Origin of the sequence: Burkholderia oklahomensis C6786 (genome assembly GCF_000959365.1) — a bacterium.
Taxonomy (GTDB): domain Bacteria; phylum Pseudomonadota; class Gammaproteobacteria; order Burkholderiales; family Burkholderiaceae; genus Burkholderia; species Burkholderia oklahomensis.
In genome coordinates this window covers 2,601,848-2,616,795 of sequence record NZ_CP009555.1, presented here as the reverse complement: position 1 = coordinate 2,616,795, position 14,948 = coordinate 2,601,848, and the positions used below count along the sequence as shown (strand labels likewise).

The window sequence follows — 14,948 nt, the reverse complement described above, 5'->3', positions numbered from 1 at the left end:
TCCATCACGTTACATTTACCATCAAAACACATCTTTATTCTCCAAATACATCATTTCCAGAAAAATCCAATGAAAATTCAATAAAAAATTCTATTGATAGACCTGCGAAAACCTGCCTTCCGCGCGCCCACGCGAGCCGTGGGCAGGCAAGCCGAAGCAGCCGGAGATCATCGCCCCGCCGCGCAAACCGCCTAGTGATAGCAAAGTGCAGCGGACGACGAAAAGCCCATCCATACACCATTTCGCAAGGAGAACGGCGTATCCGCATGCGCAGGCATCTTTCCCGCACAACCCCGCCCCCCCGCGGATCCTGATGCCGACGGCACGTCCGCAAGCACGGCGGCGTCCGCGCGATCGTGCGTCCTCGGTCATCCGATCGACGACAGCCTCCATTACCTTTCATATTGAAATTCCAAATCCACATGGCAAACAAAATATTCCACAAGAATTTATGAAAATTCATATTTAAATGAATGAAAAATGACGACTCGATATTTCCCTTCACTTTCATCATGAGGCAGCGCAAGAAAGATCGAACGAATTCGATGCCGTTCACGAAACGGACATCTTCATCGACGTCGAGCATCGCGCATCACCCGGCGATCCGACGACACGATTGAAAATAACGAAGACGGACGTGGCTCGCATTGCGAGCCGCGAGGAAGCACACGCGACATGCCGGTCGGGCGTCGCTCGTCGTGCGTGAATTGGAAGAGGAAGGTCTGCCTGCCAAGAAGCGGCGTCGCACATGTCCGCCGTCAGGACAGCGAAACACACGAACACCGCGCGAACATCGCCGGCCACCCGATATGGACGGGCCCAACGATTTGCGAATCGACTTCGGCGCACGCGCGCTCGACCGATCCGCCGACATCGGTGCGCTACGCGAGCTTCCTCGCGGCGGCTGCGCGTTTCTTCGACTGCGTCGGTGCGTCGCACGCCGGCCCGTCGCAAATCGTCTCGGCGGAGTTGGCACCCGATTGATGCGTCCGATACGCATCGCCCCATTCCCGCAAGCTGATCAGCACGGGAGCGAGCGTCTTGCCGAACGGCGTCAATTCGTACTCGACCTTCGGCGGCACCTGCGGATAGACGTGGCGCGCGACGATCCCGTCCGCCTCGAGCTCGCGCAGTTGCAGCGTCAGCATCCGCTGCGTCGTGTTCGGCATCAGCCGCGTGAGCTCCATGAAACGCTTCTTCTCCCGCAGCAAATGAAACAGAATCACCGGCTTCCACAATCCGCCGATTACGGAAAGGGTCACCTCGACGGAGCATCCGCTCTTGCTGTCGAAACGTTTCGGTCGCATCGCCACACACCCACATAATTGATAGTACCAGCGTTAATTGTACGTTCTTGCATCGAACGAAGTACGTCCGGACAATTCATCCATTCGCCGTTTGCTCGTCGGCCGACGCGGCCAGCTTCACCCAGTGCGATCCACCTGCACTTGCGTGCGGCACGCCAACGACACACCGCGCGCCGGTCCTGGGCCGGCCACTCACGAACGCATCGATCGCGCACCGCGCTTCGGGCGCTCACCATTTACAGGAGTCGAATCAATGAAAGCCATCATGCTGCGCCAGCCCGCAGGCCTCGAACAGCTCGAACGCGCGACGCTCGCCGATCCCGGCGCGCCCGCCGCGGGCGAGATCCGCGTACGCGTCCACGCAAGCTCGCTCAACTATCACGACCTCGGCGTCGTCACGGGCAGGATGAACGCCGCCGACAGACGCATTCCGATGTCGGACGGCGCGGGCGTCGTCGAAGCGATCGGCGAAGGCATCACGGAGTACGCGATCGGCGACGCGGTCGTGTCGACCTTCTTCCCGCAATGGCTCGACGGCGGCCCGACCGCGGCGGACTTCGCGACGGTGCCGGGCGACGGCGTCGACGGCTACGCGCGCGAATCGGTCGTGCGGCCCGCGCATTGGTTCACGCACGCGCCGAAAGGCTACACGCATGCGGAAGCCGCGACGCTGACGACGGCCGGCCTCACCGCATGGCGCGCGCTCGTCGTCGACGGCAACCTCAAGGCGGGCGACAGCGTGCTCGTGCTCGGCACGGGCGGCGTGTCGATCTTCGCGCTGCAGTTCGCAAAACGAATGGGCGCGACCGTGATCGTCACGTCGTCGTCGGACGAGAAGCTGGAACGCGCCCGCGCGCTCGGCGCCGACCACGTCGTCAACTATCGGCGCGATGCGAATTGGGCCGCGAAGGTCCTCGAGCAGACGAACGGACGCGGCGTCGATCACGTGATCGAAGTGGGCGGCCCCGACACGTTGCCGCAATCGATCCAGGCGTGCCGGATCGGCGGCCATATCGCGCTGATCGGCGTGCTGACGGGCATCGCGGGGCCGGTGCCGACCAACACGCTGATGACGCGCCAACAGAATCTGCAAGGTCTCATCGTCGGCAGCCGCCGGCACCAGATCGACATGGTGCGCGCGATCGAAGCGACCGGCATCAGGCCGGTGATCGATCGCACGTTCGCGCTCGACGAGATCGCCGACGCGTTCCGCCATCAGGCCGCGGGCAAGCACTTCGGCAAGCTCTGCCTGTCGATCTGAGCCGATCGGCGCGAGCCGGCTGTCGAGCCGGCTCGGTGCTCAGCGCATCGACCTGCGCTTCGTGTGAACGATGGGATTGCGCCGCGACGTGAAGCTCATCGACGCAGCCAGCCGCCCCAACACGGCCTCGCCGGCGCCGCCGATCCCGCTGCGCGCGGGCGATGCGAGGATCATGTCGAGCCACGCGTTCAACGCGTCTCCATGAAAGCGCCCGGCCATCGCGGCCACGACGTCGGGCGCCGCGATCATCACGCCTGCGAGCAGGTAATACGCCCAGAAGCTTCCGGCGCCGGTCAGCCATTCGAGCCGGCAGACGGCGAGCGCGGCGCACAGTCCTTCCGTCGACGCGAGATCCCGGCGCTCGCGCCGAATCGCGGCCGCGACGCCGTTGTGCTCGCCGCCGTATGCGGCGAGCGTGATCGGCGCGTTCGTCGCGAGCGTCGCCGAAAACGCCGCGAGCGCGGTCATGGCGTCGATGTGCTTTTCGTCCGCCCGCCACGCGCATCCGATCGCCCGGTCGATGACGCGGCCCGCCGCCGGTCCGTCGAAGCGAACCGGACCGCGCATCGCGTCTTCCGCGACGTCGCTGTCCGTCGCGAGCGCGTGCCCGATGCCGAACTCGATCGATTCGAGCGCGGCCCAGCCGGTTTCCGGATCGTCGAAGCCGCACGCGTTCGCAATGCCGTACGCCCCATCGAACACGGCTTTCGAACCAGGTAGATAACGATCGACGATCGCAAGCAGTCGTTTCGTCGGGGTACGCGCAAACGCGCCATATGCGGCCGCGCGCGACGTGTCGGCCGATGCGCCGTCGCCTTGCAGTGCCGCGAGCAGTTCGTTCAGGAGATCGTCGTCCGCCGTCGGGCCGCGCCGTGCGCTTGCATTCGATCGCGCGAGTGTGTTGTACGCGGCGGTCGCGATGTGCGCTTCGCGGCTCGCCGCCGCCGCGGACGCAAAACGCTCCGCGTGATCGAGGAGATGCCGAAGCCATGCTGCCGTGCGCAAGCTGCCGAGCGACAGGCCTTGGGCGTCGACACGATGATTATGATTGTCAGGCATGGGCCATCCGAGAAATAGCGATGCGGATCGTGTCCGCACTTAGGCGACGGCAACTGTCGCTGCGCGTCGCACGCGAGCCGCCCTCGCCCATGCGTCGAAGGCCCGACTCCGCGCGGCGCACCGATGCGCGAACGCGTCGCCCCTTTTATTTTTGACGACGACCGGCCCACATTCGCCCCGCTGTCGATCGGGCTCCGAAACGTCCGCGCGACGGCTGCCCTGCCTGCGCGCTCGTCTCGCACGCCTGCGCGCAACCCTCGCACGCATCGCACGGCGCGCACCGCGGCCCCACGCGCTTGCCCCTCAGCGCGATCGCAATGCTCGCCGGGCCGCGCATCCCGGCACAATGGCATGCGCGGCTGCCCTGACGTCAGGCGAACGACCTGTCGCTCGTCGTCTTGCGAACGCGGCGGCTCCTGGCAGCCGCGTTCACGCGATACGCGCGCAGCGGCTCATGATCGACGAGCCGCCACACGCCAAAACCGTGACGAACGCGAATTACTGGACGCGGAACTTCGGCGACGTCACGACCGTCCCCGTCACCTTGCAATCCGGCGCCAGCACCGAGTTGCTGAAGGTCAGCGACGAATTCGCGTCGTTCCACGACGTCACCACCTTGCTCGGACCGCACTGGCCGAGCAGCGACACGTTGACCTGCGCGTTGTTGATCGTCAGTTGCGTCGCGCTGTCGGCCTGGCCGGTCCACGGGTTCAGGCCGCTCGCGCTGCCCTTGATCAGGCCGCACAGGCTGTTGCTGCCGGTGAACGTCGTCGACGTGATGTTGACGACGCCCGCCGCCGAGATCGTGCCGTTGAACGTCGCGACGCAGTTCGCGGTGATCGATCCTTTGGACAGCAGCGTTTCGTTGGGAGACGACGTCGCCGAGAACGGCTCGCCGTTCGGATTCATCGGCTGGCCGTCGACGCGGGTGACGGTGACGGCGAGCGCCGGCGTAGCTGCGGCCGCTGCGAATGCCAACGCGACAACGAACGGAACAAATTTACGGTTACGCATGAGTCTGCCTCACTTGACGAATGGCGGCTTGCCGCCGGTAGCGTGACGTCGCGGCCGATCGATCCCGCCCGCTCGGTCACAGGAAGCCCGGGCGCCGACGCCGCGCGCCCGTGGCTCAGAACTTGTAAGAGATCCCGACGAACGTGATGAGCGGATCGGCCTTCAGCTTCGTGCGTGTCGTCGCGAGCGTCGTGCCGTCGGCAGCCTTGATGACGAGCGACGAGTACGTCTTGAGCGGCATGTACGACAGCGTCGCCGTCAGCGCCCAGCGCTTGGCGAACGCATAGCTCGCGCCGATGTTGTAGACCGGCGTGAACGACGACGACGCCTTCCCCTCGACCGACGTCGGTCCCGGCTTGCCGGCGCCCGCCGCGAGCACGCTGCCGAGGTTGTCGTTGACGTCCTTCGCGAAATTGCCGTTGAGCTCGATGTTCGTGAACCAGCTGTATGCGATGCCGATGCCGACGAACGGCCGGAACTTCGCCGTCGGCGAATTGAAGTAGTAGTTCAGGATGATCGTCGGGCTCCACTGCCGCGCGTTTTTCACGGCAGGCTGATTCGCCGGATTGCCGAGATCGACGCTGCCGAGCGAGCCCGACGGACCGGGAGGCCTGATGACGCCGTGGCCCGTCAGCGCGAATTCCGGCGGAATCCCGAGCACGGACGTCACCGCGATGTGGTCGGTGAAGAAGTACGTGAACGTGAGCCCCACCGTGTCCGCGTTGTTGACCGTCAGGCTCGTGCCCGGCGACGTGAACGAGCCGGGCAGCCGCAGCGGGCCGTTGATCGGCGAATTGACGACATTGGTGGTGAGGCCGTTGCTCGAATCCTGCGGCATCACGTGGAGCCAGCCGAGCGTCGCGACCGTGTCGCCCGCCTGCTGCGCGAAAGCGCCCGTCGATGCACCTGCAACGACGCACGCGGCAATCAGCTTCTTCATGAAGTCTCCTGATACTCCGATCGGGCGACGCGGGCCCGCGGGCCGCGCATCGCCGTGTGTCTCCTGTTCCGCGCGACGCTCACTGCACGAACGCGCCCACCGTGAAGTACGGGTTGCTGACGTCGCTCATGTCGAGAAAACCGAATACGCCGCCCGTGAAGATGAACTTGCCGGTAGGCGGCCCCGACGCCGCATTCGTCTGGACCGTCGTGACGACGCCCGGCACGGCCTGTGTGTAGTCGAGATTGAGCGCGCGCGTGAGCGCGACCTGCGACGCATGGAACGGATCGAGCAGCGTCGCCTGCGTGCCGACGAGCGCGGTCGCGCGATAGTCGAGCAGGCTGTCGACGCCCGTGTATTCGCCGTCCTGCGAACCCAAAGCGACCGCTTTCTGCGGACTCAGCATCGAGATCCCGGATTCGTCGTCCGCGACGGGCGCGCCTTGCGTCAGATCGGAATTCGCCGCGCCGGTACGGATGAAGACGGGCACCAGCTGATTGCGCAGCTTGCCGACGATCAGAATGCCCTTGCCCGCCTTCGTCGGATCGAGCGACGGCAGCGTCGCCGGGATCTGCGGCTGATAGTTGAGCGACTCGAACACCGGCGCATCGGCGCGCAGCGTCAGCCTCTGATTGACGGTCGCGCTCGACGCGAGCGGCTGCCCGCCGTTCTTCTTGCCGAAGTTGTCGGTCTCGACGTACGTGCCGTCCGCGTTGATCGTGACCTTCGCGTCGAGCGCCGCTTGCATGAAGTTCTGCGACGGCACCTGGTGATAGCCGAGCTGGTTGTAGTTGCCCGCGATCTTCGAAAGATCGGTCTCCTGATCGGAGAAGCTGATGAACGGATAGTACGGGAACGTCGTCTTCGGAATCCGGCCGACGCCGATCACGCCGTCGAACTCGATCGTCGCGCCGGGAATCGCGCCGCCCAGCACGCCTTCGCCGAGAAACACGCGCGCCGGGCGGCTCGGATCGAGGCTCGCGTTGTTCAGCCGGAACGTGCACTGGTTGAGCTTCTCGGTCGGAAGACCCGTCTCGTCCGTCAGCGTCCCGGTCACGACGTTGTTGGGCGGCGCATCGCGCGTCGGCTGCACGGTGCCCGCCGCAGCCGGCACCGGCGACGCGAGATACGTGATCCGGAACGTCATGTTCGTCGTGTCGAGCTGCACGCGAACGAGCTCACCGGAGCCGGAGCCGCCCGTAAACACGGTGTTGTAATCGATGGTCTTCGGACAGAGCCGGACGACGGGCGCGGGCGGCGGATCATCGCCGCCGCCGCAGGCGGTCAGGACGGAAGCCGATACGGCAGCGGCCAGCGATTTTCTCCAATGCATAGGAATCCTCGATATTGTGAAGTCTGCGGCGGCGCGCAGCGCGCCGCCGCGGTGCCATCCGTTATTGAACGAACGCGCCGACCGTGAAGAACGGGTTGTACTGGCTGTTGTTGACGACCATCCCGTACACGTTGCCGACCTTGATGAGCCAGCCGTAGTCGCCTTTCCTGAAGATCGCGACCGTACCCGCGCTGCCTTGTGCATTGAAGTCGCGCGTCGCCGTCACCTTGATCTTGCCGGGCGTCGTCTGCGTGTAGTCCAGCGAGAACTGCGAGCTCACCGACGACGTCATCGGATCCATGAACGCCGCGGTCGCGCCCTGGAACAGCGTCGACGTGTAGTTCGCCGCGAGCGTCGATACGGCCGAGCCGTCCGTGCAGCCGCCGGCGGACGGGTAGAAGAACCCGTCGTGATACGTGCCGGGCGATTCAGGATGAGGCACCGTGTTGTCGAATGCCGAGCCGCTGTTGGCGGGCGCGTTCGAATTGCCGCCGAAACTCACGACGCCGCACGCGACCGCGCTCGTCGCGCCGATGTAGCCGCCTTGCAGCGAGTTCGCCGCTATCGCCGTAACGGGGGCGAGCACCGAGATGCCGATCTCCGCATCCGCTACCGATCCGAGCGGATTGCTCGCGTCTACGTTCGCGTAGCCGACGCGAATGACGACGGGCACGAGCTGGCCGTTGAGCTTGCCGACGATCATCACGCCTTGCGCCTGGCTCGGCGTCAGGATCACGAGCGGCTGGCCCTGCCCTGCGGACGGATACGGCTGACTCGGTTGCGGATGGCTCACGAACACGTTGTCCGGCGTGCCGTCCGCGTTCGTCCGCCGCGTCCAGGGGGTGCCGGTCGTGCGGCACGAGTAGTCGCTGCCCGGCGTGATCGTGCACGAACCGTCCGCATTGAGCGTCTGCGTCCAGTTCACGACATCCGGCTGCCAGCCTTGCGGCGCGGCCGTCTGGAACGACGTGCCCGTCGGCTGCAGGTGCACGCCGACCTCGTTGTAGACGCCGGCCACTTTCGCGAAATCCGTTTCGGTGTCCGTAAAGCCAATGAACGGATAGAAGTCGAACGCGCGCGACGGCACCGTGCCGATCGTCAGGCCCGGGAACAGTTCCAGGCCGGAGAACGCGATCGTCGCGCCGGGAATCCCGCCGCCCACGACGCCCATGCCGACGAACAGCATCGGCGGGTCGGCGCGATTGATCGTCACCGAGTACGCGCCGTCGCTCGTCGCGCCGTTGTCGAGCACGAACGCGCAACGGTTCTGCTCGGCGGTCGGCAGACCGGTCGCGTTGTGGAACGTGCCGTTGATCGTGAGGCCGGCGCGCGTGTTGTTGATCTGCCCCGCGGACGTCGGCACCGACGACGCGATGAATTGCATCTGATAGGTCTTCTTCGCCGTGTCGAACTTGACCTTCACGTATTCGCCGCTGCCCGACCCGCCCGTGTACGTCGTCGAGTAATCAAGGGCATCGGGGCACAGCTTCGTCACCGTCGGCGGCGTCGTGCTCGGCCCGCTCGGCGGACACGAGCTGCCCGAGCATTGCCCGACCTGAATCGGGCCGGGATCGTCCCCGCCGCCGCAGCCGGCAAAGAACGGCATCGCGACAACCACACACGACAGCACGGTCGCACGAAGATTAGGCATGCAAAACATCACCCCTCCTTTTTTGGTCCAATCCGGTCTCGTCCGGCGTGGCCTCATCGCCCGCCGGCTGGTTGGTATCTCGGCGTCGCCGACAGGCGACACGGCGATTCTTGACGCTTGGCCGCGAGCATGCGGTCAATGCGAATTCGGCCGGCAGGATTCGATGCGCGCGCCGATTCGCGGCGCGGCATGGCAATGCGGCGCCCTCAAGTGGAAATTGAATGAAAATCGACGGCTAATTAGCGATGCGATTGCGCAGGAACACCATGCGCATGACGACTGCCCGTACGGGAATTTGAAAAAACGGCTGCTCCGCTGACCCCTCGTATGCGCGTATCATCCTCGGTCTCCGTAAGTACGCTTAGTTATCGTGCTGCTTTATTTGCCATGACTATGATCCGATGAATGGGGTATGTAAACCGACACATGGTTCCAAACATCCGAGCCTGATCAAACCCAGATCATTCAATGATCTGGACGTTTTTTCAAACGTCGTACCAGAGCATGTCAAATTCCGATCGAACAGCTTTCGCGTCGCTTTCTCTCAAGCATGATGAATGACGCGGCGCACCAAGGCAACCCTTTCCGAGCTTTTCGCTCGTTTCGAACGGCACAGGAAACAATTGCAATGATTCGATTCGCTTAAAAAAGCGTCAGTCGAGAATAAAAATCACATCGCGCCGGCATTTATTTTCTCGATATTTCGCGACGCCGATTTCGCCCGGTTGAACGTTCGCGATCGGTCAGGCGCTCACGTTGCCCTGCCGAGCATCGTAGGCCGTGCGCGCATCGAGCACGGCATCGATGTGCGTTTCCGCCCACACGATGATCGGCGAAATCGAACGCGCCAGCGTATGCCCGAGCGGCGTGAGCGCATATTCGACCGACACCGGCACCGTCGCGTAAACGGTGCGCGCAACGAGCCCGTCCCGCTCGAGCCGCTTGAGCGTTTGCGACAGCACTTTCTGCGACAGGCCCTCGATATGCCGCAGCAGCGTATTGAAACGCAGCGGCTGATGCGACAGCAGCGCCAGGATCAGGACGGTCCATTTGTCCGCGATGCGATCGAGCACGAGCCGCGTCGGACATTCCGACGCATACGCGTTGCCCCTGCGCGGCGCGTCGAGAAGCGAAGGTTTCCTCTCGGTAATCTGCTCACCTTTCGGTGCGTTCTTCCCCATCGTTGCCATCCAGTTTATAGTTTCTGCCGGTAACTACCTGTATCGCAGATACTAGCATCGTTTGCACGGCGGTCCATTTCCGCGTCGCAACGGACGTCGAAGCGCGACATCCATGCTTCGAGAGAGCCGGCAATATCGCTGGCCGCGCGTCGATTCATCGATTCGTTTTGCTAACTTTTCTTCAGCGAGGTGATGCGCCCAGATATCTGCTCGACGATACCGTCCTGCCTCGACGACGCCGCATCGCTTTGCTCGGGCGTCGCATTCACAATACCCATGCTCTCAGGGAATCCTTCATGTCCTTACGCTCTCTCGTGGCGCTCGCCGCCGCAGCCGCCTCGCTGTTCGGCGCGAGCCTCGCTCATGCCGCAGGCTCCGGCGCGCCGCTTCAGATCGACGTCTACAATCCCGGCGAAAAGAGCCTCTTTCCGGTCTCGTCCGAGATCGTCACCGGCAAGACCGGCACGATCCTCATCGACGCGCAGTTCCAGCGCAACGACGCCGAGGCGCTCGTCAACAAGATCAAGGCGACCGGCAAACCGCTCAAGTTCGTCTACGTGAGCCACAGCGATCCGGACTATTACTTCGGACTCGACACGATCAAGGCCGCGTTCCCGGACGCGAAGATCGTCGCGACGCCGCAGACGGTCGCCGCGATCCAGGCGAACAAGGACGACAAGCTCGCGTACTGGGGGCCGATCCTGAAGGACAATGCGCCGCGTTCGCTCGTCGTGCCGCAGCCGCTCAAGGGCGACAAACTGACGCTCGACGGCCACGAGCTGCGCATCGTCGGCCTCGACGGTCCGTCGCCCGACCGCACGTTCGTGTCGATCCCGTCCGCGCACGCGATCGTCGGCGGCATTCCGGTCGCGGCGAACATCCACGTGTGGATCGCCGATACGCAGACGCCGGAATCGCGCCGCAACTGGATCAAGACGCTCGACCGGATCGCGGCGCTTCATCCGAAGCTCGTCGTGCCCGGCCACTACCTCGCGAATCCGGACGGCAGCGAGCCATACACGCCCGCATCCGTGAAATTCACGCGCGACTACCTGGTCGCGTTCGAGACGGAGGCCGCGAAAGCGAGAAATTCTGCAGAACTGATCGCCGCGATGAAGGCGCGTTATCCGAACCTCGCCGACGCGTCGTCGCTCGAAATGAGCGCGAAGGTCATCAAGGGCGAGATGCAGTGGCCCGTCGTCGGCACGGAGTCCGCGTTCCCGGCCGCCGGCAAGAAGGCGCTCGTGCAATTCGGCGACATCGGCTTTCGCCTCGACTTCAAGGACGACCACACGATGACGTTCGTCGGCACGTCGGGCCAGTACCAGGGCGCGACCGACACCGTCGAATACAAGGCGACGCAGATCCGGCCGCAGGTGTTCATGGTCTATTGGCACGAGCCGAAGAGCGGCGACAACGTCGTGCACGTCGAGGATTTCGAGAACGGCGTCGTCCATACGAACATCGCGCATCGCAACGGCGAGTTCCAGCACCTGAACGGAACGATCCGCATCGAAGACGCGAAGTGACGCGGCGCGTCGCATCGGACGGACAAGGCGCGCCCCCAAGCCGACGAGCGCGCCGCCGTCGCTGACACGACGCGCATCGCCTTGATGCCAATCTAGTATTCTGGATTTTATTCCAATATACCGGACAGCATGGACGTCAATCAATTGATCGCGCGCCGCGTGCGCGCACTCCGCGATCTGCGCGGCTATTCGCTCGACGCGCTCGCCGAGCGCAGCAAGGTCAGCCGCTCGAACATCTCGCTCATCGAACGCGCGCAGAGCAGCCCGACGGCCGTCGTGCTCGAGCGGCTCGCCAACGCGCTCGGCGTATCGCTCGCGTCGCTGTTCGAGGACGATCGCGCCGCGCAGGCGGCGTCGCCGCTGTCCCGCGCCATCGAGCAGCCTGTCTGGAAGGATCCGGCGTCGGGCTACGTGCGCCGCAGCCTGTCGCCCGCGGCGCCGTCGCCGCTGCAGCTCGTCGAGGTGAAGTTCCCGCCGGGCGGGCGCGTCGCGTACGACACCGGCGAGCGCCACGCGGATTTTCATCAGCAAGTCTGGATGCTCGAAGGCGAAATGGACATCACGAACGGCGACGACACGTGGCGCATCGCCGCCGGCGACTGTCTCGCGATGCGCCTCGATCGTCCGACCGTCTTCTTCAATCCGGGCCGCAAGGCCGCGCGCTACGTCGTCGCGCTCGCCGCTGCGCCCGCGATCCGCGCGGGGAGAATCGAATGAGCGACTCGATCGACGTGCGACGCGTCGGGCCGAACGAAGCGATCGCATGCGTCGACGCGCTGTCCGACGTGCTGATCGATTGCGTCGAAGGCGGCGCGTCGGTGAGCTTCATGGCGCCGCTCGCGCGAGACAAGGCGCGCGCGTTCTGGCGCGACGTCGCCGACGGCGTCGCGTGCGGCGATCGCACGCTGCTCGTCGCCGAAGACGCCGGCGGCCGCATCGTCGGCACCGTGCAGATGATCACGCGCTTGCCGGAAAACCAGCCGCATCGCGCGGACGTCGCAAAGATGCTCGTGCGTCGCGATGCGCGGCGTCGCGGCGTCGCGCAGCGGTTGCTCGCCATGCTCGACAGCGTCGCACGCGCGGCCGGCAAGACCGTCCTCGTGCTCGACACCGTGACGGGCAGCGACGCGGAGCGGCTTTACCAGCGCGCGGGATGGCAACGCGTCGGCGTCGTTCCGCAGTACGCGCTGATGCCGGACGGCACGCCGTGCGCGACGACGTTCTTCTACAAGCAGGTCTGAGCCGCGGCGCGCGCCGTCTCTCCGGCGCACGGGCCGCGCGGGCCGCGCCGGCCCCCGCATGCCGGCGCCCGGCCGCCATCTTTCGATTGCCCGGCGCCGCCGCCGTGCTTTAAGCTCGCTTCTTCGGTCGCTTCGTCTGCAGATTGCGCCACACGCTGCGCATGCCGCATGTCGAAGTGCGCGCGGCGTCGGCGCACCGCCGTCGTAACGCGCGACGCCCGATTCGCCCTTGGCCGATTGCCGACGAGCCGATCCGGCGTTCCCACGACGAGCGACATTCCATGACGGTCAGCCCCACTCTCGCCTTCATCGTCACCTGCCTCGGCTTCGGCTTCATCCCGGGCCCCGCGCTGCTGCAAACGGTCTCGCTGACGCTGCAGCACGGCCGACGCGCGGGCGTGCTGTCGGCGCTCGGCATCCATCTCGGCGCGTTCTTCCAGATCTGCGCCGTGGCGATCGGCGCAGTCGTCGTGCTCGACACGTCGCCGTGGCTCTATCACGCGCTGCGCGTCGCGGGCGGCGCGTACCTGATCTGGCTCGGCATCCAGCGCATCCGCACGCGCCCCGACGACGGCGGCGCACCATCCGCCGTGCCGAGGAACGTGATCTCGTCGAGCGCGCTCATCGAGGCGTCGAACCCGAAGTCGGCGCTGTTCTATCTGTCGTTCCTGCTGCAGTTCGTCGATCCGTCCGCGTCGCTCGACGTCGGCTGGCAGCTCTTCCTGCTCGGCGCATGCGCGAACCTGCTGTTCTCGCTCGCCGACCTGACCTGCATCGCGCTCGCGCATCCGCTACGCAGGAACGCGGCGCCGGGCGGCGCGGCGATGACCGTCGGGCGCTATCTCGCGGGCGCGCTCTTCGTCGCGCTCGGCGTCGTCGCGATCGTCGAGCGCTGACGCGGGATCGAGCGAGCGATGTTCGCGTCGCGCATCGCCGCGAACATCGAGACGCCGCGCGTTGGGTTTTCCACGCGTTCGCCCGCCTCGGCGATTTCTTCATGCCGTCATGCAGCCGCGCCTTCCGCCCGCATGCCCGGCGACGAGCGTGCGGCACCCGACAATGTCGTCACCGCGCGACGTACAAAAATAGACAGCAAAAAGTAATACATATGTAATTATTCGCTGCGACGATCGCATCCCGGCCGGCATCCGCCGCGCGGGATGCGCACCGCCCGCGCGGGCGCGCGCGGGCGCGAACCGCCCGCCGCCGGCACATCCCCGTTCCCCTTGGCTTGGTTTCGTTTCACAGGATCGACGACATGTTCTTCAAGCGCTCGTTCGCTTTCTCCCCCGTCGCGCTCGCGTGCGCCGCGACGCTCGCGCTTGCCGCCTGCGGCGGCGACGACCCCGACTACACGCAGCCGATCTCGGCGAAGGTGCAGGTGGTCGGCCATCGCGGCGCGAGCGCGCTGCGTCCCGAGCACACGCTCGCGTCGTACCGGAAGGCGATCGAGGACGGCGCGGACGTGATCGAGCCCGACCTCGTGTCGACGCGCGACGGCGTGCTCGTCGCGCGCCATGAGAACGAGATCTCGGGCACGACGAACGTGTCGGCGCTGCCGCAGTTCGCGAGCCGCAAAACGACGAAGACGATCGACGGCGCGCAGCTCACCGGCTGGTTCACCGAGGACTTCACGCTCGCCGAGCTGAAGACGCTGCGCGCGCGCGAGCGCATCCCGCAGTACCGTCTGGCGAACACCGCGTACGACGACCAGTTCGAGATCCCGACGTTCGACGAGATCGTCGCGCTCGCGAAGCAGATGTCCGCGCAGGTCGGCCGCACGATCCACATCTATCCGGAGACGAAGCACCCGACCTACTTCCAGTCGATCGGCCTGCCGCTCGAGGACCGCCTCGTCGACGCGCTGCGCAAGGACGCGTACACCGCGCGCGACGCGACCGTCTACATCCAGTCGTTCGAAGTCGCGAACCTGAAGGCGATCCGCAGCCGGATCGGATCGAGCCAGCCGAACTGGAAGCTCGTGCAGTTGATGGACGAGCCGAAGCAGCGTCCGTACGACTTCGTGAAGGCGGGCGACGCGCGCACGTACGGCGACCTGTCGACGCAGCGCGGCATGCGCGAGATCGCGGCGTATGCGAACGCGGTCGGGCCGTACAAGACGTCGATCATTCCGGTCGGCGCCGACGGCGCGCTGCAGCAGCCGACCCACTACGTGCGCTATGCGCACGAGGCGGGGCTGCTCGTGCATCCGTACACGTTCCGGCCGGAGAACAACTTCCTGCCGGCGTCGCTGAAGGACGGCGGCGCGCCGAGCGCGCGCAACGCGGCGGGTTCGGTGCGCGAGATCCAGGCGTACCTGCGCGCGGGCATCGACGGCTTCTTCACCGACGATCCCGCGGTCGGCCGCACGGCCGTCGATACGTTCCGCCGGTGAGCATCCGCGTGCGGGCCGCGCGAGTCGCCGCGGCCCG

Annotated in this window: 16 protein-coding genes; 8 read left to right on the top strand and 8 right to left on the bottom strand. The window is 65.5% G+C overall.

Annotation, left to right across the window (positions count from 1 at the left end):
- Window positions 1-34: 34 nt before the first annotated feature.
- Entirely contained in the window at window positions 35-586 is a 552-nt protein-coding gene (locus BG90_RS36135) for a hypothetical protein (protein WP_157135624.1), read from the bottom strand.
- Between the two features lie 295 nt (window positions 587-881).
- Window positions 882-1,307, bottom strand: coding sequence for a winged helix-turn-helix transcriptional regulator (locus BG90_RS11760; protein ID WP_025989966.1), 426 nt, complete (start codon window positions 1,305-1,307; stop codon window positions 882-884).
- Between the two features lie 253 nt (window positions 1,308-1,560).
- On the opposite strand from BG90_RS11760, the gene BG90_RS11755 reads away from it, so the two are divergent.
- Complete coding sequence (locus tag BG90_RS11755) at window positions 1,561-2,568, top strand: zinc-dependent alcohol dehydrogenase family protein (protein WP_010116769.1); 1,008 nt, start codon at window positions 1,561-1,563, stop codon at window positions 2,566-2,568.
- Between the two features lie 39 nt (window positions 2,569-2,607).
- Here BG90_RS11755 and BG90_RS11750 read toward each other — a convergent pair whose 3' ends face one another.
- From BG90_RS11750 to BG90_RS11730, 5 genes are all read right to left on the bottom strand, one after another.
- Entirely contained in the window at window positions 2,608-3,627 is a 1,020-nt protein-coding gene (locus BG90_RS11750) for a hypothetical protein (protein WP_010116771.1), read from the bottom strand.
- Between the two features lie 498 nt (window positions 3,628-4,125).
- Window positions 4,126-4,641, bottom strand: a complete 516-nt coding sequence (locus tag BG90_RS11745) for a hypothetical protein (protein ID WP_025989967.1) — start codon at window positions 4,639-4,641, stop codon at window positions 4,126-4,128.
- 115 nt (window positions 4,642-4,756) lie between these two features.
- The gene (locus BG90_RS11740; RefSeq protein ID WP_010105920.1) at window positions 4,757-5,581 is read right to left on the bottom strand and encodes an OmpW/AlkL family protein; all 825 of its coding nucleotides are present in this window, start codon (window positions 5,579-5,581) and stop codon (window positions 4,757-4,759) included.
- 79 nt (window positions 5,582-5,660) lie between these two features.
- Complete coding sequence (locus tag BG90_RS11735; protein WP_010116773.1) at window positions 5,661-6,914, bottom strand: DUF2957 domain-containing protein; 1,254 nt, start codon at window positions 6,912-6,914, stop codon at window positions 5,661-5,663.
- A 61-nt stretch (window positions 6,915-6,975) separates the two neighbouring features.
- The gene (locus BG90_RS11730; RefSeq protein WP_010116776.1) at window positions 6,976-8,574 is read right to left on the bottom strand and encodes a DUF2957 domain-containing protein; all 1,599 of its coding nucleotides are present in this window, start codon (window positions 8,572-8,574) and stop codon (window positions 6,976-6,978) included.
- Between BG90_RS11730 and BG90_RS36130 the strand changes: the two genes are divergently transcribed.
- The gene (locus BG90_RS36130) at window positions 8,564-8,884 is read left to right on the top strand and encodes a hypothetical protein (protein ID WP_157135625.1); all 321 of its coding nucleotides are present in this window, start codon (window positions 8,564-8,566) and stop codon (window positions 8,882-8,884) included. The genes BG90_RS11730 and BG90_RS36130 overlap by 11 nt on opposite strands.
- A 424-nt stretch (window positions 8,885-9,308) precedes the next feature.
- Here BG90_RS36130 and BG90_RS11725 read toward each other — a convergent pair whose 3' ends face one another.
- Window positions 9,309-9,755 (bottom strand): winged helix-turn-helix transcriptional regulator, encoded by a 447-nt coding sequence (locus tag BG90_RS11725; protein WP_025989968.1) that lies wholly within the window; start codon window positions 9,753-9,755, stop codon window positions 9,309-9,311.
- Between the two features lie 287 nt (window positions 9,756-10,042).
- Here BG90_RS11725 and BG90_RS11720 point away from each other — a divergent pair, with 287 nt between their 5' ends.
- The 6 genes from BG90_RS11720 to BG90_RS11700 all read left to right on the top strand — a co-directional run bounded on the left by BG90_RS11720 (window position 10,043) and on the right by BG90_RS11700 (window position 14,911).
- Window positions 10,043-11,275 (top strand): MoaF-related domain-containing protein, encoded by a 1,233-nt coding sequence (locus tag BG90_RS11720; RefSeq protein ID WP_081469825.1) that lies wholly within the window; start codon window positions 10,043-10,045, stop codon window positions 11,273-11,275.
- A 129-nt stretch (window positions 11,276-11,404) separates the two neighbouring features.
- Window positions 11,405-11,992, top strand: coding sequence for a helix-turn-helix domain-containing protein (locus BG90_RS11715; RefSeq protein ID WP_010105929.1), 588 nt, complete (start codon window positions 11,405-11,407; stop codon window positions 11,990-11,992).
- Window positions 11,989-12,516 (top strand): GNAT family N-acetyltransferase, encoded by a 528-nt coding sequence (locus tag BG90_RS11710; RefSeq protein WP_010116780.1) that lies wholly within the window; start codon window positions 11,989-11,991, stop codon window positions 12,514-12,516. The genes BG90_RS11715 and BG90_RS11710 overlap by 4 nt, the downstream gene beginning before the upstream one ends.
- A gap of 281 nt (window positions 12,517-12,797) precedes the next feature.
- Window positions 12,798-13,412 (top strand): LysE family translocator, encoded by a 615-nt coding sequence (locus tag BG90_RS11705; RefSeq protein ID WP_025989969.1) that lies wholly within the window; start codon window positions 12,798-12,800, stop codon window positions 13,410-13,412.
- An 18-nt stretch (window positions 13,413-13,430) separates the two neighbouring features.
- Complete coding sequence (locus tag BG90_RS34990; protein ID WP_124072254.1) at window positions 13,431-13,619, top strand: hypothetical protein; 189 nt, start codon at window positions 13,431-13,433, stop codon at window positions 13,617-13,619.
- 155 nt (window positions 13,620-13,774) lie between these two features.
- Entirely contained in the window at window positions 13,775-14,911 is a 1,137-nt protein-coding gene (locus tag BG90_RS11700; protein ID WP_010116782.1) for a glycerophosphodiester phosphodiesterase, read from the top strand.
- Window positions 14,912-14,948: the final 37 nt, after the last annotated feature.